15 protein-coding genes are annotated in these 19,772 nt (G+C 61.4%); 13 read left to right on the top strand and 2 right to left on the bottom strand.

The window, feature by feature from the left end; all coding sequences use genetic code 11:
- The first annotated feature begins 1 nt into the window (after window position 1).
- From fabF to PHI30_RS06235, 3 genes are all read left to right on the top strand, one after another.
- The gene (gene fabF, locus PHI30_RS06225) at window positions 2-1,243 is read left to right on the top strand and encodes a beta-ketoacyl-ACP synthase II (protein WP_300025399.1); all 1,242 of its coding nucleotides are present in this window, start codon (window positions 2-4) and stop codon (window positions 1,241-1,243) included.
- A gap of 1 nt (window position 1,244) precedes the next feature.
- Window positions 1,245-1,676, top strand: coding sequence for a 3-hydroxyacyl-ACP dehydratase FabZ (gene fabZ / locus PHI30_RS06230; protein WP_300025402.1), 432 nt, complete (start codon window positions 1,245-1,247; stop codon window positions 1,674-1,676).
- Window positions 1,677-1,740: 64 nt separating this feature from the next.
- The gene (locus PHI30_RS06235) at window positions 1,741-2,214 is read left to right on the top strand and encodes a MarR family transcriptional regulator (RefSeq protein WP_300025405.1); all 474 of its coding nucleotides are present in this window, start codon (window positions 1,741-1,743) and stop codon (window positions 2,212-2,214) included.
- Window positions 2,215-2,409: 195 nt separating this feature from the next.
- On the opposite strand, the gene PHI30_RS06240 is transcribed toward PHI30_RS06235, so the two are convergent.
- The gene (locus tag PHI30_RS06240; RefSeq protein WP_300025408.1) at window positions 2,410-2,997 is read right to left on the bottom strand and encodes a hypothetical protein; all 588 of its coding nucleotides are present in this window, start codon (window positions 2,995-2,997) and stop codon (window positions 2,410-2,412) included.
- 601 nt (window positions 2,998-3,598) lie between these two features.
- Window positions 3,599-4,543 (bottom strand): tRNA glutamyl-Q(34) synthetase GluQRS, encoded by a 945-nt coding sequence (gene gluQRS / locus PHI30_RS06245; protein WP_300025410.1) that lies wholly within the window; start codon window positions 4,541-4,543, stop codon window positions 3,599-3,601.
- Between the two features lie 270 nt (window positions 4,544-4,813).
- Between gluQRS and PHI30_RS06250 the strand changes: the two genes are divergently transcribed.
- The 10 genes from PHI30_RS06250 to spoVAE all read left to right on the top strand — a co-directional run bounded on the left by PHI30_RS06250 (window position 4,814) and on the right by spoVAE (window position 19,736).
- Window positions 4,814-5,416 carry a hypothetical protein gene (locus PHI30_RS06250; protein ID WP_300025413.1) on the top strand — a complete coding sequence of 201 codons (603 nt, stop codon included), beginning with the start codon at window positions 4,814-4,816 and terminating at the stop codon, window positions 5,414-5,416.
- A gap of 149 nt (window positions 5,417-5,565) precedes the next feature.
- A complete protein-coding gene (locus PHI30_RS06255) occupies window positions 5,566-6,762 on the top strand; it encodes a Na+/H+ antiporter NhaC family protein (protein WP_367186343.1) in 1,197 nt (398 codons plus the stop codon).
- The gene (locus PHI30_RS06260) at window positions 6,759-7,922 is read left to right on the top strand and encodes a cation diffusion facilitator family transporter (protein ID WP_300025416.1); all 1,164 of its coding nucleotides are present in this window, start codon (window positions 6,759-6,761) and stop codon (window positions 7,920-7,922) included. Before PHI30_RS06255 ends, PHI30_RS06260 begins: the two co-directional genes overlap by 4 nt.
- Before the next feature lie 97 nt (window positions 7,923-8,019).
- Entirely contained in the window at window positions 8,020-9,036 is a 1,017-nt protein-coding gene (gene spoVAD / locus PHI30_RS06265; protein WP_300025419.1) for a stage V sporulation protein AD, read from the top strand.
- Between the two features lie 272 nt (window positions 9,037-9,308).
- On the top strand, window positions 9,309-10,640 hold the full coding sequence (gene glnA, locus PHI30_RS06270) for a type I glutamate--ammonia ligase (RefSeq protein WP_300025422.1): 1,332 nt from the start codon (window positions 9,309-9,311) through the stop codon (window positions 10,638-10,640).
- 61 nt (window positions 10,641-10,701) lie between these two features.
- Window positions 10,702-11,241 carry an ANTAR domain-containing response regulator gene (locus PHI30_RS06275; protein WP_300025425.1) on the top strand — a complete coding sequence of 180 codons (540 nt, stop codon included), beginning with the start codon at window positions 10,702-10,704 and terminating at the stop codon, window positions 11,239-11,241.
- 49 nt (window positions 11,242-11,290) lie between these two features.
- Window positions 11,291-15,823: a glutamate synthase large subunit gene (gltB, locus tag PHI30_RS06280; RefSeq protein WP_300025428.1), complete on the top strand. Its 4,533-nt coding sequence runs from the start codon at window positions 11,291-11,293 to the stop codon at window positions 15,821-15,823.
- A 19-nt stretch (window positions 15,824-15,842) separates the two neighbouring features.
- Window positions 15,843-17,243: a glutamate synthase subunit beta gene (locus PHI30_RS06285; protein ID WP_300025431.1), complete on the top strand. Its 1,401-nt coding sequence runs from the start codon at window positions 15,843-15,845 to the stop codon at window positions 17,241-17,243.
- 300 nt (window positions 17,244-17,543) lie between these two features.
- Window positions 17,544-19,253: an ammonium transporter gene (locus PHI30_RS06290; protein WP_300025433.1), complete on the top strand. Its 1,710-nt coding sequence runs from the start codon at window positions 17,544-17,546 to the stop codon at window positions 19,251-19,253.
- A 126-nt stretch (window positions 19,254-19,379) separates the two neighbouring features.
- Window positions 19,380-19,736 carry a stage V sporulation protein AE gene (spoVAE, locus tag PHI30_RS06295; protein ID WP_300025435.1) on the top strand — a complete coding sequence of 119 codons (357 nt, stop codon included), beginning with the start codon at window positions 19,380-19,382 and terminating at the stop codon, window positions 19,734-19,736.
- The last annotated feature ends 36 nt before the right edge of the window (window positions 19,737-19,772 follow it).

A 19,772-nucleotide genomic window follows, 5' to 3' on the forward strand; every position in this document is an offset into this window, starting at 1 on the left:
TATGGAACGACGCAGAGTCGTCATCACCGGTCTCGGGGCCGTCACCCCCATTGGCCTCACCGCGCCGGAAAGCTGGCAGGCCGTGCAAAACGGCGTGTGCGGCGTGGCGCCCATCACCCAGTTTGACGCCGAAGCCATGAAGGTCAAGCTGGCGGCGGAGGTCAAGGGCTTTGACCCCGAGACCCTGCTGGGCCGGCAGGAGAGTCGGCGCATGGGCCGCTTTACCCAGTTTGCCGTGGTCTCCGCCCGGGAAGCGCTTGCCGACGCGGCCTTTTCCATGCAGGAAACCGACCCCGACCGCTGCGGCGTCATCCTCTCCAGCGGCATCGGCGGTCTTTCCATCACGGAAGCGGAGCACGAACGGGGCAAGGAAAAGGGCTGGGACCGGGTCTCTCCCTTCTACATTCCCACCGGCATCTGCAACATGGCGGCGGGACAGGTGGCCATTGACGCCGGGTTTCGCGGCATGTGCTCCTGCCCCGTCACCGCCTGCGCCGGGGGCACCAACGCCGTGGGCGACGCCTTCCATTACATTCGGGACGGCTACGCCGACGTGATGCTCTGCGGCGGCACGGAAGCCTGCGTCACGCCGCTGGCCATCGGCGGCTTCACCTCCATGAAGGCGCTATCCCAGACGGAGGACCCCCTGCGGGCCTCCATCCCCTTTGACAAGGAGCGCAGCGGGTTCGTTTTGGGCGAGGGCGCGGGCATGCTGCTGCTGGAGGAGCTGGAGAGCGCGCTATCCCGGGGCGCGAAGATCTACGCGGAAATCGCGGGCTACGGCGCCACCTGCGACGCCTATCACATGACCGCCCCCCGCCCTGACGGCAGCGGCGGGGCCAAGGCCATGGCTCTGGCGCTGGCGGACGGCGGCGTGAGCGCGGGAGAGGTGGGCTACATCAATGCCCACGGCACCTCCACCCATCTCAACGACGCCGGGGAGACCGCCGCCGTCAAGGCGGTGTTCGGCCCCCATGCCTACACGCTGGCCATGAGCTCCACCAAGTCCATGACCGGCCACATGCTGGGCGCGGCAGGCGCGGTGGAGGCCATCTTCACGGCGCTCTCCCTGCAAAACGGCTTCCTGCCCGCCACCATCCACTACCAATGCCCCGACGAGGAATGCGATCTGGACGTGGTGCCCGGCGTGGGCCGCCGGGCCGACATCCGCTGCGCCATGTCCAACTCTCTGGGCTTTGGCGGGCACAACGGCAGCCTTTTGCTGAAGAAATGGGAGGCGTGAGATGGAGCTTGATTCCAACCAGATCCTCAAAATCCTGCCCCACCGCTATCCCTTCCTTCTGGTGGACCGCGTCACGGACTATGCCCCCGGCCAGTGGGCCAAGGGCATCAAATGCGTCAGCATGGGGGAGGGCGTATTTTGCGGTCACTTTCCCACGCAGCACGTTCTGCCCGGCGTGCTGATTCTGGAGGCGCTTGCGCAGGTGGGCGCCATCGCCATTCTCTCCCTGCCGGAAAACGAGGGAAAAATTGCCCTGTTCGGCGGCGTGAAAAACGCCCGCTTCAAGCGCATGGTCGTGCCCGGAGACGTTTTAGAGCTGGAATGCCAGCTGACAAAGCGCCGGGGGCCGGTGGGCATCGGGACGTGCAAGGCCACCGTAAACGGAGAGGTCGCCTGCACCGCGGAGCTGACCTTTGCCATTCGTGGAGAATGACTTGCCGTTTTCCCGCAATCTTGTTATACTGGGCAGGAAGATCACAGGGAGGCGGGAAACGCAGATGTTGAAATATGCTTTTTTTAACGTGTATACCAAGTTCAAGCTGCATTTTTATCAGGAGATTTTTCGGCGCTTTCAGGACCGAGAGGCAAGTCTCACCACGGTGGAGACCTTTTGCATGGAGACCATTCAGGCACTGGGCAGTCCCACGGTGAACGAGTTCGCCTCCTTCATGCGCATCTCTCCGCCCAACGCCGCCTACAAGGTCAACAGTCTGGTGAAGAAGGGGTATGTCCGCCGGGTCCAGTCCCCGGAGGACCGGCGGGAATATCATCTGGAGGCCACCCAGAAGTATATCGACTACTACAATATCTCCACTAGCTACATGGTGGAGGTCATGGACCGCATTGCCCGGCGTTTTACGCCGGAGGAGTGCGTCAAGCTGGAGGAGATGCTCGCCGTCGTCAGCCGGGAGCTGATGCCGGAGGTGCATATTCCGGAGGTCCGGATGCCGGAGCCTCCCGCCGCCAACTGAAAAAGGAGCACAGTACTTTGGCGCTCCTCAAACGAAATCGCAAGAAGGCGTCACCGTTTAAAACGGTGACGCCTTCTGTTTTTTTAATGTTTGTAAACCGCCCGGCAAACGGGACGTTGTAAGCACGCTTTAGGGCAAGAAGGCGAAGCAAGCCGGAGAAACAGGAATTTGTCTGCCCTACTGATAATGATTCCCTTAGTTCCCTCCGAAAGTTCCGCGGCCAAGTTCGATTCTGGTCAGCAATATCTGAGCATTGCCTGTGTATTTGGGGAAAGCTTGTCGGGCGGTTTCCACTACCTGTGCAAATTCATCTGTAAGCCCATGGGTTTTATCCGTTTGACCAATCATTTCGCAAATATATTCGGCCGCCGGCACCTTTCCTTGTCCGGTCAATTCAACAGTTTGTTCACCCATCAAGCTGCAATATGACAGAACAGCATTTGGTGCCTCCAAAAATCTCTGATACAGTTCCTCATATGCCTCTTCACTGAGAGTGTCCGCCGACAGGCAAAATGCAATCAGCTTATCCAGCGGTGCACCTGCAGGATTGCCTCCAACTTCAACAAAAGCAGGGTTTTCAAGTCCACCCTGCATACCGAAATCTTCTGCTGTGACGCTTACAATCTCCCATTGCGTATCTTCCAGCTCAGGGATGGGTTCAATTGCAGACTCTGCATTAGATGATACGGTTACTTCCGACGATGATGATTGAACATTTTTAGAACTGCATCCACACAGGGATATGAGTCCAATTACAAGCAGAACCATGTTTAGTTTTTTCATGTTAATCCCCCAATCATATCCCAATATATCAGGCTGTCCTCTACCACGTCTCAGCCGCCTATTGCGTCTTAGGGCAAGAAGGCGAAGCAGTTTGCATCTGCGTTGCGCCGTTGGTACAGGGAAAGATGCCGCTTTGCGGCAGAATCCGGCCCCCGCTTTTCTTTGTCGCGGCAAAGAAAAGTCGCCGCCGGAGCGGTGGAAAAGAAACCGTTTTGGGAGTTTTGTCTTCTGCAAACCTTTGGTGCATCCAGTAGACGCGAAGCTACTCCTTTGCAAAAATCCGGGGCAAAAAATCGCATCGTCTCTGCTTGTGCGCCGCTGCCGCTCACGGGTCAAAATTAGGCTAGCGGCAGCGAAAACAGCGGCACAGGCCATCCGACAACTTCCCCCAGCTTGCGGAAGATCAATTCACCGCGTCTACTGGATGCACTGAAGCTTCGTAGGAGACAAAACCCTTAAGCGCCTTTCTTTTGTACCGTGCACGGCACGTTTTCTTTGCGCAAGAGCAAAGAAAATGTGGGGTGCATTCTTGACGGCAAAGCCGCCGTCCCCGCCCAAGGCGCAGGTATTTCTGCTTGCCGCTTTGCGCCTGCGTCCCCTTTTAAAACAACTTCTCCGGCAGACGGATGTCGGTTTTTGGCACCTTCTCCCAGTCAAAATCCAGCAGCAGCGCCTGGGGCGCTTTCGGCTCCGCCGAGGGATTGAACCCCGCAAGGTACGCAAGCTTTCCCAGCACCTCTTCCGGCGCGACCTTATCCCGCAAGGCGTCCAGCCCCGCGTCCGCGTCCCGCTTGGAAAGCCGCCGCCCGGACGGTGAGAGCAGCAGCGGAAAGTGGTAAAACGCCGGAGGCGTCAGCCCCAGAAGGTGGTATAAATACAGCTGGCGCGGCGTGGAGGCAAGCAGGTCCGCCCCCCGCACCACCTCCGTCACCCCCATGGCGGCGTCGTCCACCACCACCGCCAGCTGATAGGCAAACATGCCGTCGGACCGGCGCAGGAGAAAGTCCCCGCACTCCCGGGAAAGCACTTCCCGGTAAGAACCCAGATGCCCGTCGGCAACGCCCCACGTCTCCTCCGGCACCCGCAGCCGGAGCGCGGGGGACCGGGTTTTTGCCTTTTGGGCGATCTCCGCCGCTGTCAAATTCCGACAGGCGCCGCCGTAGATCGTCTGCCCATCCTCCCGGTGGGGCGCGCTGGACGCGTGAAGCTCCGAGCGGGTACAAAAGCAGGGGTACACCAGCCCCTGTCCCTCCAGCTTTTCCAGCGCGGAGCGATAGAGCGCGGTGCGCCGACTTTGAACATACGGCCCCCTAGCCCCGCCCACAGTGGGACCCTCGTCCCAGAAAAGGCCCAGCCACCGCAGGTCCTTCTCCATTTGATCGGCATAGCGCCGGGGACAGCGGGCGGTGTCCAGATCCTCGATGCGCAGCACCACCCGTCCGCCCTTTTGCCGGGCGGAGAGCCATGCCAGCAGGCAGCAAAGAATGTTGCCCAGATGGATGCGTCCGCTGGGCGAGGGGGCAAAACGCCCGGTCACCGATTCCATTGTGCGCTCCCCCCTTCCTGTTTTCCCCATTATATCCACAGCGGGGCGAAAGCGCAAGCGCCATCAGATTAGCTCCCGCAAACGGCTGTACAACCGTTTTTTTTAGTGGTATAATGGCCGCAAAGCGGCTATTATACGCGCATTCGCCCGCCGCGCGGGCAGGCGCTTGGATTTTAGGTCCCGCCGCTGGAGGCGGCGCGTGGCCACACGATACCACAGCTTGGCGGTTGTGGTATCCTGTATTTTCTGAAAGAAAACGAGGTGTTTGGAATGCAGACGGAAATGCGGACCTTTGGATATCTTTGTCCCCAGTGCGGCAAGCCGGTGATGGGGAGCCGTTCCGTGTTCGCGCTGGAGGCCGCCGACGCGGAGATTGCCTGCGAGTGCGGCGAGAGCGTTCTGCGGACGGAATTTGACGGGCAGAAGTACCGGATCGACGTCCCCTGTGGAATCTGCGGGCAGACCCATGTGGCGGTCTGTGACCCGGAGCGGGTGCTCAAGGGCGCTACCGCCCTTGGCTGCGCGGATACAAAGCAATTTTGCTGCTTTATCGGGCCGGAGGGCACCGTGGAAAAAAACCTGCGGGAGCTTTCCGTTCTCGTGGAGAAGGAAAAGCAGCAAGCGGACTCCCCCGAGGTGTTTGCGGACAACGTCATCATGTACGAGATCCTCTCTGAGCTTAAGGACATTGCCGCCCGCCCCGGCGGCATCACCTGCGGCTGCGGCAGCAGCCACTACGGCATGGAAATTGCCCGCTCCGCCGTGGACCTTATCTGCCGGGAGTGCGGCGCGAAGCTGCGCATCCCTGCGGCAACGGACCGGGATCTGGACGACTTGTGCTGCCACATCAAGCTCCTGATCCCCGGGAAGTAACCGTGCTTTCCTGCTTTCTTCTCTTTTTGGCAGGCGTGGTATTCTGCCTAAGCACCGGGCATACGCTTTTGTGGGCGCTGACGCTGGGGTTGGGGCTGTTTTTCGCGCTTGGCCTCCGGCGGGGCTTTTCTCCCCGTGCTCTTTTTTCCATGGCATGGCAAAAGGGGCGGGAGTCTTTGATCGTGGTGCCTGTCTTTTTGCTCATCGGCGTGGTCACGGCCCTTTGGAGAGCCTCCGGCACCATTTCTTTTTTCCTCTACTACGGCCTTCAGGGGATCTCTCCGGCGTTTTTTGTGCTGATGGCGTTTTTGCTCTCCGCCCTGCTCTCCTTCGCCCTTGGCACCAGCTTTGGCGTGGTGGGGACGGCGGGCCTGGTTTTAATTACGCTGGGGCGCTCCGGCGGCGTGGATCTGGCGGTAACGGCGGGCGCCATTCTCTCCGGCGCCTATTTTGGCGACCGCTGCTCCCCCATGTCCTCGTGTGCGTCGCTGGTGGCGGCCTGCACAGGGACGGAGCTTTACGCCAACGTCCGGGAAATGCTGAAAACCGGCGCCTTGCCCACGGCATTGACGGCGGCGGTATTCGCCGTGCTCTCGGTTTTAAACCCCATTACCTCCGTGGATGCGGCGGTGCTCCGCGCGCTTTCCGAAAATTTTTCCCTGCATCCCATCGTGCTTCTCCCCGCCGTGGCGATGCTGGCGCTGCCGCTTTTGAAGGTTCCCGTCAAGCGGGCCATGGCGGTCAGCGCGGCCGCCGCTTTTTTATTGGCGGTGTTTTTGCAGGGTCTGCCGGCGCGCCATGCCGCTCTGGCGGCGATTTTCGGCTACGTCCCGGCCCAGGGTGCGTTGCGCGCCATTCTCTCTGGCGGTGGCCTTGTATCCATGCTGCTGAGCGCGGCGGTGGTGTTTCTCACCAGCCTCTACGCCGGGATTCTGGAGGGCATTGACGCGCTTGGCCCTGCCAAAGCGTGGACGGAGCGTCTGGCGGCGCGTCTGGGCCTGTTTCCCGCCATGTGCATTGTCAGCGCTGTTTTGGTGGCGGTTTTTTGCAACCAGAGCGTCATGGTGCTGATGGATGAGCAGCTTCTCGCGGACGCTTACCGCCGCCGCGGCGCTTCGCAAATGGAGCTTGCCATGGACATTGCCAACTCCGGCGTCCTCCTCGCGGGGCTGATCCCGTGGAGCATTGCCATCACCGTCCCCCTTCGGACGCTGGACGTGGGGCTGGAGGCGATGCCCTACTGCGTGCTGCTGTACGCCATTCCCATATGTTATCTCTTTACAAAACGGTATTTCCGGGCGGGGCAAAACCCGCCTGTGTCCACGGAAAGGGAGGAATCCTTATGATCACTCTGCTGTCCCGGATTTTTCTCCGGAGCGACGGCAAGTCGGAAGCGGAGCTTCGCACCGCCTACGGCGTTCTTTGCGGCGCGGTGGGGATCGGGCTGAATCTTCTGCTGTTTTTGGGGAAATTTTTTGCCGGGACGATTTCCGGCTCCATCGCCATCACCGCCGACGCCTTCAACAACCTCTCCGACGCGGGCAGCTCCTTTGTGACGCTGCTGGGCTTTCATCTGGCGGGGCAAAAGGCGGATATCCAGCACCCATTCGGTCACGGACGTATCGAATACCTCTCCGGTCTGGCGGTTTCCGTCCTGATTTTACTGATGGGCCTTGAGCTGATCAAATCCTCCGTCGGCAAGATTTTAAACCCCGCTCCCATCGTCTCCGGCCCGCTGGTGATTGTGATTTTATGCGTGTCCATCGGGGTAAAGCTGTACATGACCTTCTACAACCGGCGCATCGGCGCCAAGCTGAACGCCCCCGCCATGCATGCCACCGCCATGGACTCTCTCAGCGACAGCGTGGCAACCTCCGCCGTGCTGATCGCCACGTTGGTGGGGCAGTTCTCCGGTCTCATGATCGACGGCTGGTGTGGCCTTCTGGTGGCGGTTTTCATCCTCTGGTCCGGTTACAACGCCGCCCGGGACACGGTGGACCCTCTGCTGGGCAAACCGCCCACCCACGAATTTGTATCCCAGATCCGTGCGCTGGTCATGGCCCACCCCTCCATCATCGGGGTCCACGATCTCATCGTACACGACTACGGCCCCGGCCGGGTGATGATCTCTCTCCACGCGGAGGTCTCCGCTTCCGAAAACGTGCTGGAGCTGCATGACGAGATCGACAATGTGGAAAAAGAGCTGCGGGAAAAGCTGGGCTGCGACACCGTGATCCACATGGACCCCGTCGTCACGGACGACGGCGTCACCGAGGAGACCCGTTTGCGGGTGGCGGCGCTGGTCCACTGCATTGACGACGCCATCAACATCCACGATTTCCGGATGGTAGCGGGACCCACCCACACCAATGTGATTTTCGACGCGGTGGTCCCCTTCCGCTTCCGCCTGAGCGACAGCGAGGTGGAATCCAAAATCAAGACCGCCATTCGCGCGCTGGACGGCAACTATTACGCCGTGGTCAACGTGGAGCGGTCCTATACATGAAAAAATGTCCGGCGGTGCTCTTTGCACCGCCGGACATTCATATTTATGGGCGTTTGGGACAACCTATGGAAAATCCGTCAAAACGAGGTGACTTTCAGTGAATGACAAACGTGTGGGCAAGCGGACCATTGCGCTCTCGCATCCGCCCTCCGTCCTTTCCTTTGCCAATATCGGCGGGAAATTCGAGGGGCAGGGTCCGCTCTCGGAGTACTTCGACGAGCTGAGCGACGACGCCTTCTTCGGGGAAAAGACCTGGGAGAAAGCGGAATCCATTATGCAAAAGCGTGTTCTGGAGCGGGCGCTGGACCGGGCAAAGCTAAAGCCCGGCGACCTTGATTACGTGCTGGCAGGCGATCTTTTGAACCAGTGCATCGGCTCCTCCTTCGGCCTGCGGGATTTCGGCATTCCCTTCTACGGGCTTTACGGCGCCTGTTCCACTATGGGAGAGTCGCTGTCCCTGGCCGCGCTTTTGATCGACGGCGGCTACGCCGACCGCGCCGCGGCCCTGACCAGCTCTCATTTCTGCACTGCCGAGCGGCAATACCGCATGCCGGTGCCTTACGGCAGCCAGCGCACCCCCACCGCCCAGTGGACCGCCACCGCCTCCGGCTGCACCATTCTCGCAAGCGACGGCCCCGGCCCCTATGTGACCCACATCACCTGCGGCAAAATCGTGGACAAGGGCATTGCCGACGCCAACAACATGGGCGCCGCCATGGCTCCCGCCGCTTACGACACCCTCGCCGCCTTTTTCCGGGACACCGGGACCAAACCCGACGATTACGACCTTGTGATCACCGGCGATCTGGGAGAGCTGGGCCACGCCATCGTCCGGGACTTCTTCTCCCGGGACGGTGTGAAACTTGGGGCAAACTTTCAGGACTGCGGCTTGCTCCTCTACGACCGCGAGCAGCAGGACATGCACGCCGGCGCCTCCGGCTGCGGCTGCTCCGCGTCCGTGTTGAACGGCTACCTGCTCTCCCAGCTGCAAAAGGGCGTCTGGCAGCGGATCGTCTTTGCCCCCACCGGCGCGCTGCTCTCCCCCACTTCCAGCTTTCAGGGGGAGTCCATTCCCTCCGTGTGCCACGCGGTGTGTCTCTCCCGCACGAAGTAATGTTTTCCGCCGAGAAACAGCCGCAAGCCGTATAGAAAGTGCACAAAGGTTTTTTTTCAGAAAGTCCCGGTTTTAGAAGAGTTTCCGAAATCCGCCAAAAGCTCGCTCTGTCAGTGCTAAAACCATTGACAGGACGGGCTTTTGGCTCGTATAATCCAAAAAGAGAGAGCAAGGGCGCCCCCTCTCGGGCCGCCCCTGCTCATTTTTTGTTTCTTAAATTCTTACACTTTAAAGTAGTAAATCGCAGCTTTGTGCTGAAAGGAGACCTTGCCATGGGCAGATATTCCAAGGAGGAGATCATCCGTCTGGTGGAGGACGGGGATATTCAGTTTATTCGGATGCAGTTCACCGATATTTTCGGGCAGATGAAAAACGTGGCCATTACCGCCTCCCAGATCCGGCGGGCCGTCAACAACGAGATCATGATGGACGGCAGCTCCATCGAGGGCTTTGTCCGCATTGAGGAGTCCGACCAGTATTTGTGGCCGGATCTGGACACCTTCGCGGTGCTGCCGTGGCGACCGCAGTACGGCAAGGTGGCGCGGCTGATCTGCGACGTGCACAATCCCGATGGCACGCCCTTCATGGGCGATCCCCGCAACGTCCTGCGGCAGGCACTTTCCCGGGCGGAGCGCATGGGATACACCTTCCACGTGGGGCCGGAGCTGGAGTTTTTCCTCTTCCAGACGGACGACAACGGAAAGCCCACCGCCCAGACGGCGGACGAAGCCAGCTACTTTGACCTGGGGCCTCTGGACCACGGGGAGAGCACCCGCCGGGAGGTGGCGCTGGCGCTGGAGCAGATGGGCATGGAGGTGGAGGCCAGCCACCACGAAATTGCCGCCGGGCAGCACGAGATCGATTTGAAGTATACCGAGGCGCTGCGCGCCGCGGACAATATCATGACCTGCAAGCTGGCGGTGAAAACGCTGGCGCAGAAAAACGGCCTCCACGCCACCTTCATGCCAAAGCCCATCACCGGCGCCGCTGGCAGCGGGATGCACCTGAACATGTCCCTGTTCCACGGCGGAAAGAACCTCTTTTTCGACGAGCACACCCGCAATCAGCTCTCCGCCACGGCCACCGCGTTTATTGCGGGGCTGCTGACCCACGTGCGGGGCCTGTGCGCCGTCACCAATCCGCTGGTCAACTCCTATAAGCGGCTGGTCCCGGGCTATGAGGCCCCCTGCTACCTCGCGTGGTCCTCCTCCAACCGCTCCTCGCTGGTGCGCATTCCCGCCCCCCGGGGGCAGGCCACCCGGGTGGAGCTGCGCAATCCGGACCCCTCCTGCAACCCGTATCTCGCCATGGCGGTGTGTCTGGCGGCGGGCTTAGACGGCATCGAGCGAAAGCTGACGCCGCCGCCGGAGGTTGCGGAAAACATTTACGCCATGACGCCGGAGACTCGGGCCGCCCACGGCATTGAAAGTCTCCCCGGCACGCTCTTTGCCGCCCTCCGCGCCATGGAGCAGGACACGGTGGTGACGGATACCCTTGGCCCCCACGTCACCGCCCACTATATCGGCGGCAAGCAGCGGGAATGGACGGAGTATCAGTCGCAGGTCTCCCAGTGGGAGCTGGAGCGGTATCTCGTGGCATATTGACCGGCGTTTGACGGCGCGGGCCTTTTACAAAATCCGGTTTTTCAGGAAGGGAGGCGGGCTTATGGACAGGATCGTGGTGGCGTTTTCCAACGAGGAGGCGCAGCGCCGCATTCTACATCTGCTGGAAAACGGCGGCTATGCCCCGGCGCTTTGCTGCTGCAGCGGCGCGGAGGCCATCCGGGCCGTGCGCAAGCTGGGCAGCGCCACGGTGGTGTGCGGCTTCAAGCTGCGGGACATGACCGCAGAAAACCTTGCCGCCGACCTCCGGGGGACCGCCGTGCTGCTGGTGATCTCCTCCGCCGTGAATCTGGACCTGTGTGAGGGGGAAAACCTCTACAAGCTCTCCACCCCCGTCCTCCGGGCCGACTTTTTCGCCACCATGGACCTTCTGCGGCAATTGGAGGAAAAATCGCTGCACCACCCGCCTCCCAAGCGGAGGGACGAAGAGCAGCTGGTGGTCCAACGGGCCAAGGAACTTTTGATGGATGTCCACCGCATGACGGAGGGCGAGGCCCACCGCTTTTTGCAAAAACGCAGCATGAACGCGGGCTGGAAGATGGCGGAGACCGCCCAGTTCATTCTTGATTCCTACACCCACTGACCTCTCTCCGGGCAAGCCCGGAATTCTTGAAAAGATCGGAGGGATTCCCATGAAGGAACCCGACCAGCAAGGCAACCCATTTTATTCCCCCGCCTTTGAGCACGACGCCTGCGGCATCGGCGCCGTGGTCAATCTGCGGGGAACAAAGAGCGCCCGCACCGTGGATGACGCGCTGAAAATCGTGGAAAAGCTGGAGCATCGCGCCGGGAAGGACGCCTCCGGCGAGACCGGCGACGGCGTGGGCGTGATGCTGCAAGTGCCCCACAAGCTGATGGCGAGGTCCGCCGCGGAGGAGGGCATCTTTCTGGGGGACGAGCGGGACTACGGCGTGGGGATGTTCTTCTTCCCCACGGACCCTCTGAAGCGGGCGCAGGCCAAAAAGCTGCTGGAGATCATTGTGGCAAAGGAGGGCATGGAATTTTTGGGCTGGCGCAGCGTCCCCACCCATCCGGAGGTGCTGGGCGAAAAGGCCCGGACGTGTATGCCCTGCATCTGCCAGTGCTTCGTGAGGCGGCCCACAAACTGCCCGCCGGGTCTCAGCTTCGACCGGAAGCTGTATGTGGTGCGCCGGGTCTTTGAGCAGTCCAATGTCAACACCTATATTCCCTCCTTTTCCAGCCGGACCATCGTCTATAAGGGCATGTTTCTGGTGGGGCAGCTGCGCAAGTTTTACGCCGACTTGACGGACCCCGCCTGCGAAAGCGCCATCGCGCTGGTCCACTCCCGGTTTTCCACCAACACCAATCCCAGCTGGGAGCGCGCCCACCCCAACCGCTATATCCTCCACAACGGCGAGATCAACACCATTCGCGGCAACGTGGACCGGATGCTGGCCCGGGAGGAGACCATGTCCTCCGCGCTGATGGAGGGCGACATGGATAAGATTTTGCCCGTGGTGGACCAGAGCGGCTCGGACAGCTCCATGCTGGATAACACGCTGGAATTTTTGATGATGAACGGCATGGATCTTCCCCAGGCGGTGATGCTGTGCCTTCCGGAGCCGTGGGCGGGCGACAAGAAAATGGATCGGGAGAAGCGGGATTTTTACCACTATTACGCCACCATGATGGAGCCGTGGGACGGCCCCGCCGCCATCGTCTTTTCCGACGGCGACACCGTGGGCGCGGTGCTGGACCGGAACGGTCTGCGGCCCTGCCGCTGGTATCTCACGGAGGATGAGACGCTGATCCTCTCCTCCGAGGTGGGCGTTTTGGACCTTCCGCCGGAGAGAATCGTGAAGAAATCCCGTCTCCAGCCCGGCAAAATGCTGCTGGCAGACCTGCGGCAGGGCCGGCTCATCGACGACGAGGAGCTTAAGCGCCGCTATGCCCGCCAGCAGCCCTACGGCGAGTGGCTGGACCGGCATCTAGTGTCCCTCAGTGATCTCCCCATTCCCAACAAGCGGGTGGAGACCCACCCGCAGGAGCTGCGGGACCGGCTGTACAAGGCGTTCGGCTACACCTACGAGGAGGTGAAGGACTCCATCCTCCCCATGGCCCGGGACGGCGCGGAGCCAACCACCGCCATGGGCGTGGACACGCCGCTGGCGGTGCTCTCGGAAAAGCACCAGCCGCTTTTCAATTACTTCAAGCAGCTTTTTGCGCAGGTGACCAATCCGCCCATGGACGCCATCCGGGAGGAGATCGTCACGGACACCACCGTTTACGTGGGCGCGGGCGGAAACCTTTTGCAGGAACAGGCGGAAAACTGCACCGTGCTCCAAATTCACAATCCCATCCTCACCGATCTGGACCTCATGAAGCTGCGGTACATGAATAAGCCGGGCTTCCACGTGGAGACCATCTCCCTGCTCTACTACAAGTCCATGCCCTTGGCCCACGCGCTGGACCGATTGTTCGTGAACGTGGACCGGGCCTATAAAAACGGGGCCAACATCCTGATCCTCTCCGACCGGGGGGTGGACGAAAACCACGTGGCCATTCCCTCGCTGCTGGCTGTCAGCGCGCTGGAGCAGTATCTGGTGCGCACGAAAAAGCGCACCGCCGTCTCCATGATTCTCGAGAGCGCGGAGCCACGGGACGTCCATCACTTCGCAACCCTTCTCGGCTACGGCGCGCAGGCCATCAACCCCTACCTCGCGCAGGAGTGCGTGGCGGAGCTGGTGTCTTTGGGTCTACTTGACAAGGACCCCGGCGCGGCTGTCAACGATTTCAACAGCGCCATTCTCCACGGCATCGTGAAAATCGCCTCCAAAATGGGCATCTCCACCATCCAGTCCTACCAGTCCGCCCAGATTTTTGAGTGCATCGGCATCAACAAGGCCGTCGTGGACCAGTACTTCACCAACACCGTCAGCCGCGTGGGCGGCATCGGCCTCGGGGAGATTGGCGAAGGCGTGGAGTGGAACCACAATCAGGCCTTCGACCCGCTGGGCCTTGGCTACGACACCACGCTGGACTCCACCGGCGCCCAGAAGCTGCGCTCGGGTCCCGACAAAGAGGACCATATGTACAACCCCCGGACGATTTTGCTGCTGCAAAAGGCCGCCCGGGAGGGCAGCTACGAGGCCTTTAAGGCGTACAGCGCCCTTGTGGACTTTGCCGACAAGCCCCACACCCTGCGGGGCCTGCTGGATTTCCGCTTCCCGGCAGACGGCGGCATCCCCATCGACGAGGTGGAGCCGGTTGCGTCCATCGTGAAGCGCTTTAAAACCGGCGCCATGAGCTATGGCTCCATCTCGCAGGAGGCCCACGAGTGCATGGCCATCGCCATGAATCGGCTGGGCGGCAAATCCAACTCCGGTGAGGGTGGGGAGGACCGGGAACGGCTCCACGACGAGCGCTGCTCCGCCATCAAGCAGGTGGCCTCCGGCCGCTTCGGCGTCACCAGTGAATATCTTCTCAGCGCGCAGGAGATCCAAATCAAGATGGCCCAAGGCGCCAAGCCCGGCGAGGGCGGGCATCTGCCCGGCAAAAAGGTCTACCCGTGGATCGCCAAGACCCGTTGCTCCACCCCCGGCGTCAGTTTGATCTCTCCCCCGCCCCATCACGACATCTACTCCATTGAGGATCTGGCCCAGCTGATCTACGATCTAAAAAACGCCAACCACCGCGCCCGCATCAGCGTGAAGCTGGTGAGTGAGGCGGGCGTTGGCACCATTGCGGCGGGCGTGGCCAAGGCGGGAGCGCAGGTGGTGCTGATCTCCGGCTACGACGGCGGCACCGGCGCAGCGCCCAAAAACTCCATTCAGGGCGCGGGCCTTCCGTGGGAGCTGGGCGTCGCCGAGGCGCACCGGACCCTCATTCAAAACGGCTTGCGCACGCAGGTGGTCATTGAGACTGACGGCAAGCTGATGACCGGTCGGGACGTGGCCATCGCCTGTATGCTGGGCGCGGAGGAATTCGGCTTTGCCACCGCGCCGCTGGTGACGATGGGCTGCTGCATGATGCGGGTGTGCAATCTGGACACCTGCCCCGCAGGCATTGCCACCCAGAATCCCCAGCTGCGCCGCCGCTTTGCGGGAAAGCCGGAATCCATCATCCACTTTATGGAATTTGTGGCGCAGGAGCTGCGGGAATACATGGCGAAGCTTGGCGTTTGCACCGTGGAGGAGCTGGTGGGCCGCAGCGACCTTCTCTGCCCCCGGGAAACGCGCGTCACCCACCGGGCGGAGACGCTGGACCTTACCGCTTTGCTCCAAAACCCCTACGGCGACCATGTGCCCCATTTTGACCCGAAAACCGTGTATGATTTCCACCTTGAGAATACGGCGGACACCCGCATTCTGCTGGAGAAGCTGGGCAAGAGCCTGAAGGGCCGGAAATCCGGCAGGCTGGAGCTCCCCATCACCTCCACGGACCGCTCCTTTGGCACCCTCTTTGGCGCGGAGATCACCCGGACCTGTGGGGACGCCCTCCCGGAGGACAGCTATGTGGTCACCTGTCACGGCGGCGCGGGGCAGTCCTTTGGCGCGTTCATCCCCAAGGGGCTGACGCTCTCGCTGGAGGGCGACTGCAACGACGGCCTCGGCAAGGGGCTCTCCGGCGGCAAGCTGATCGTCTATCCCCCCAGGGGCAGCCGCTTTGACCCCGGTGAGAACATCATCGTGGGCAACGTGGCGCTCTACGGCGCAACCTCGGGCCGCGCCTTCATCAACGGCTGCGCCGGTGAGCGCTTTTGCGTGCGCAACTCCGGCGCGGTGGCTGTGGTGGAGGGCGTGGGCGACCACGGCTGCGAGTACATGACCGGCGGGCGGTGCGTGATTCTCGGTCCCACCGGCAAAAACTTTGCGGCGGGCATGTCCGGCGGCATCGCCTACGTGCTGGATGAGCACCACGATCTCTACCTGCGGCTGAATAAGGAGCAGGTCCTCACCGACACGCTGACGGAAGCCCACGACATTCAGGAGCTGAAATCCCTGCTGGAAGAGCACGTGGCCGCCACCGGCTCTCCCCGGGGCAGGCAGATTCTCGCGGCGTTCACGTCCTACGTCCCCTGCTTTAAAAAGGTCATGCCGAAAGACTATGACCGGATGCTGCGCACCATCGCCCAGTACGAGGAAAAGGGCATGGACCGGGAGCAGGCGGAAATTGAGGCGTTTTACGCCAACACCAGAGCCTGAGAAAGGAGGGAACCTCATTATGGGAAAAACGACCGGATTTTTGGAATACACCCGCAGGGATGATCCCGCCCGGGCGCCGGAGGTACGCGTTGCCGACTGGGAGGAATTCCATCTCCCCCTGCCCGAGAGCGTGCGCGCCCAGCAGGGCGGCCGCTGCATGAACTGCGGCGTGCCCTATTGTCAATCGGGCATCGTCTGGGAGGGCAAGCCCTTCGGCTGCCCCCTGCACAACCTGATCCCGGAGTGGAACGACATGCTCTTTTCCGGCAACCCCGCCCACGCGCTCTCCCGGCTGCTCAAAACCAACAACTTTCCGGAGTTTACGGGCCGGGTCTGTCCCGCGCCCTGTGAGCAGGCCTGCATCTGCGGCATGTACGCCAGCCCCGTCACCATCCGGGACAACGAGCTTTGCGTCATTGAGACGGCGTTCGCCGACACCGCCTCCCTGCGCCGCCGCCCGCCCCAGTGGTCCGGGAAAAAGGTGGCCGTGGTCGGCTCCGGCCCCGCGGGCCTCGCGGCAGCGGACCAGCTCAATCACCGGGGCCACTCCGTCACCGTGGTAGAGCGATGGGAACGGCCCGGCGGCCTTTTGACCTACGGCATCCCCAACATGAAGCTGCCCAAATCCGTGGTGCAGCGCCGCATCGACCTCATGACCGACGAGGGCGTGAGCTTTGTTTGCGGGGTGGACGCCGCCCAAAGCGCCACCGCAGCGCGCCTGCTGCGGGAATACGACGCGGTGATCCTCTGCTGCGGATCCGGCGCTCCCCGGCCCCTGGGCATCGACGACAAGGGCGTTTCCGGCGTGTATTACGGCACGGAATACCTCAAGGCCGCCGTGGAACGGCATATTTTTGCGAAAGAGACCGTCTCCGTCCCCTCGGCGCAAAACCGGGACGTGGTCATCATCGGCACCGGCGACACCGCCAGCGACTGCGTGGCCACCGCCCTGCGACAGGGCTGCGCCTCCGTCACCCAGCTGGTGCGCCGTCCCCGGGAGGATTACGTAAAGGATGGCCGTCTGCCGCTGGACTACGCCCACGAGGAGGCGCTATGCGTCACCGGAACCGATCCCCGCCGCTTCGGCGTGCAGCCCCAGAGTCTTGTCACCGGGGAGGACGGCGTCCTCACCGGCGTTGTCACCCGCGACGGCGAGACCCTGCCCTGCTCGTTGCTGATCGCCGCCACCGGCTTTTCCGGCTGCGAAGCGGACGTCTGCAAGGCCTTCGGCGTGGAATCTGACCGGACCGTTTGGACCCGTCCGGGCAGCTTTGCCACCAATGTGGAGAAGGTCTTTGCCGCGGGCGACATGCGCCGGGGACAGTCTCTGGTGGTGTGGGCCATCGCCGAGGGGCGCTCCGCCGCTGCGGAGGTGGATTCGTTTTTGATGGGCTATACCAACCTTGTGGCCCCGCTGTGAGCATTGCCATTGTGCGAATTATATAATGTCTGCTGAAGTTTCAAAACAGCCCTGTTTTAAAACCCAAAAGAGCGATTTTCGCTCTTTTGGTAAATGCACTTCTCAAAGTGCATTTGTTCAGTGGACATTATATAAGTTCCTGAGAACTTTTTGTTTAAAAGTGCAGATTTCTTGGAAATTTCGCCCATTGACGAAGCCCGCTTTGCAGTGGTAAAGTCATACCAACATAAAGGCAAGGACGCCTGAGAGAGTGATTACTCTCCGGCGTCCTTGCCTTTTGTTTCTTAAGGAGGGAACACTATGTATTCATCTGTCAACACCATCTGGGTACTGCTGGGCGCGGCTCTGGTCTTTTTCATGCAGGCCGGTTTCGCCATGTGTGAGGCGGGCTTTACCCGGGCCAAAAACACCGGCAACATTCTCATGAAAAACCTCATGGACTTTTGCATCGGCACCCCCACCTACTGGATTCTGGGGTTCGGTTTGATGTTCGCCGGCGGCGGCGCCATCATCGGCGGGCTGGACCCCTTTGTCGGGGGAGATTATGCATCCATTCTCCCGGCAGGCGTGCCGCTGTTCGCGTTCCTGATCTTTCAGACCGTCTTTTGCGCCACCTCCGCCACCATCGTCTCCGGGTCCATGGCGGAGCGGACCAAGTTCATTTCCTACTGCATCTATTCCTTCTGCATCTCCGCTTTCATCTATCCCATCTCCGGCCACTGGATCTGGGGCGGCGGCTGGCTGAGCCAGCTGGGCTTTCACGACTTTGCCGGTTCCACGGCGGTCCACATGGTGGGCGGTGTGTGCGCCGCCATCGGCGCCGCCATTCTGGGCCCCCGCATCGGCAAGTACGATGAAAAGGGCAACCCCCGCGCCATTCTGGGCCACAACCTCTCTCTTGGCGCTTTGGGCGTGTTCGTCCTCTGGTTCTGCTGGTTCGGCTTCAACGGCTGCTCCACCGTCTCCATGGAGGGCGACGACGTGTTACTCTCCGCCGGGCTGATTTTCGTTAACACCAACCTTGCTGCGGCTGTGGCCTGCTGCGTCACGATGATCTACACCTGGCTGCGCTACAAGAAGCCGGATGTGGGCATGACGCTCAACGCCGCTCTGTCCGGTCTTGTGGCCATCACCGCAGGCTGCGACGCCGTCTCTCCCGCAGGCGCCGCCATCATCGGCATTGTGGCCGGTTTGCTGCTGCCCATCTCCGTCGGCTTCTTCGACGCCGTTTTGAAAATTGACGATCCTGTGGGCGCGATCTCCGTCCATGGCGTCTGCGGCGCCGCCGGCACCCTGCTCACCGGACTTTTCGCCGTGGACGGCGGCGTCTTTTACGGCGGCGGGTTCCACTTCTTCCTGATTCAGTGCCTTGGCGTTGCCGCCACCGCGCTCTGGGCCGCCGTGATGATCACCATCGTCTTTCAGATTCTTAAGCACACCATCGGTCTGCGTGTTTCCGCGGAGGAGGAGATGAAGGGCCTCGACATCACCGAGCACGGCCTGCCCTCCGCTTACGGCGGCTTTGCCTTCACCTATGACGACACGCCCGACGGTCTGCCCGTGGCGGAGGGCGACGTTCCCGTGGAGACGTCTGTTCCCGTGGAGGTCGTCTCTCCCGCCGCCTCCGCGCCCGTTTCCTCTGACGGCGTGAAGATGACCAAAATCGATATTCTCTGCAAGATGGAGCGCTTCGACGCTTTGAAGCGTGCCATGTTCGACATCGGCATCACCGGCATCACCGCCTGCAACGTGATGGGCTGCGGCGAACAGCGTGGCAAGACCGAGGGATACTTCCGGGGCGCCAAGGTGGAAGCCACCATGCTGCCAAGCATTCAGGTTTCCATTGTGGTGTGCAAGCTGCCGGTTGCCCTGGTGGTGAACACCGCCAAAAAGGTCCTCTACACCGGCCACATCGGCGACGGCAAGATTTTTGTTTCCAACGTGGAAAACGTCATCAAGGTCCGCACCGGCGAGCAGGGCTACGACGCGCTGCAGGACGAGGCCAAGTAAGGTTCTTCCATTCCCTGCTACTTCCTTTTCATAGAGGAGGCCGGATTTATCCGGTCTCCTCCCCTTTTGCATAATCCGCCGTTTTTGGGAAAAACTGACCGCAGAAAACATCCGGGAGGCGTCTCTATGGAATATCTCAACGCATTTCTCTGCGGCGGCATCCTCTGCGCCATCGGGCAGATTCTCATTGACCGGACCAAGCTCACGCCCGCCCGCATTCTCACAAGCTATGTGGTGGCGGGCGTGGCGCTCAGCGCCTTTGGGCTGTATGAGCCCCTCGTCCAGTGGGGCGGCGCGGGCGCAACGGTCCCGCTCACCGGCTTTGGTCACGCCCTTGCCAAGGGCGTGGTGAAGGCCACCGGCGAGCAGGGCTGGCTGGGCGTGTTCACCGGCGGTCTCAGCGCCACGGCGGGCGGTATCACGGCGGCGGTGGTTTTCGGCGTGGTCATGGCAATTCTTTTTAAACCCGGCAATAAGCGCTGAGCTGGGAGAGCGGACTTTCGTCCGCTCTCTTTTGTT

This window comes from Oscillibacter sp., from assembly GCF_028693505.1.
GTDB lineage: Bacteria > Bacillota > Clostridia > Oscillospirales > Oscillospiraceae > Oscillibacter.

Bases quoted from the DNA above. Each gene is read 5' to 3' on its own strand.
- PHI30_RS06240 (WP_300025408.1), bottom strand. From the start codon at position 2,997: ATGAAAAAACTAAACATGGTTCTGCTTGTAATTGGACTCATATCCCTG.
- fabZ (WP_300025402.1), top strand. From the start codon at position 1,245: ATGGAGCTTGATTCCAACCAGATCCTCAAAATCCTGCCCCACCGCTAT.
- PHI30_RS06275 (WP_300025425.1), top strand. From the start codon at position 10,702: ATGGACAGGATCGTGGTGGCGTTTTCCAACGAGGAGGCGCAGCGCCGC.
- glnA (WP_300025422.1), top strand. From the start codon at position 9,309: ATGGGCAGATATTCCAAGGAGGAGATCATCCGTCTGGTGGAGGACGGG.
- gltB (WP_300025428.1), top strand. From the start codon at position 11,291: ATGAAGGAACCCGACCAGCAAGGCAACCCATTTTATTCCCCCGCCTTT.
- PHI30_RS06260 (WP_300025416.1), top strand. From the start codon at position 6,759: ATGATCACTCTGCTGTCCCGGATTTTTCTCCGGAGCGACGGCAAGTCG.
- PHI30_RS06235 (WP_300025405.1), top strand. From the start codon at position 1,741: ATGTTGAAATATGCTTTTTTTAACGTGTATACCAAGTTCAAGCTGCAT.
- fabF (WP_300025399.1), top strand. From the start codon at position 2: ATGGAACGACGCAGAGTCGTCATCACCGGTCTCGGGGCCGTCACCCCC.
- PHI30_RS06255 (WP_367186343.1), top strand. From the start codon at position 5,566: ATGGCATGGCAAAAGGGGCGGGAGTCTTTGATCGTGGTGCCTGTCTTT.
- PHI30_RS06250 (WP_300025413.1), top strand. From the start codon at position 4,814: ATGCAGACGGAAATGCGGACCTTTGGATATCTTTGTCCCCAGTGCGGC.
- gluQRS (WP_300025410.1), bottom strand. From the start codon at position 4,543: ATGGAATCGGTGACCGGGCGTTTTGCCCCCTCGCCCAGCGGACGCATC.
- spoVAE (WP_300025435.1), top strand. From the start codon at position 19,380: ATGGAATATCTCAACGCATTTCTCTGCGGCGGCATCCTCTGCGCCATC.
- PHI30_RS06290 (WP_300025433.1), top strand. From the start codon at position 17,544: ATGTATTCATCTGTCAACACCATCTGGGTACTGCTGGGCGCGGCTCTG.
- PHI30_RS06285 (WP_300025431.1), top strand. From the start codon at position 15,843: ATGGGAAAAACGACCGGATTTTTGGAATACACCCGCAGGGATGATCCC.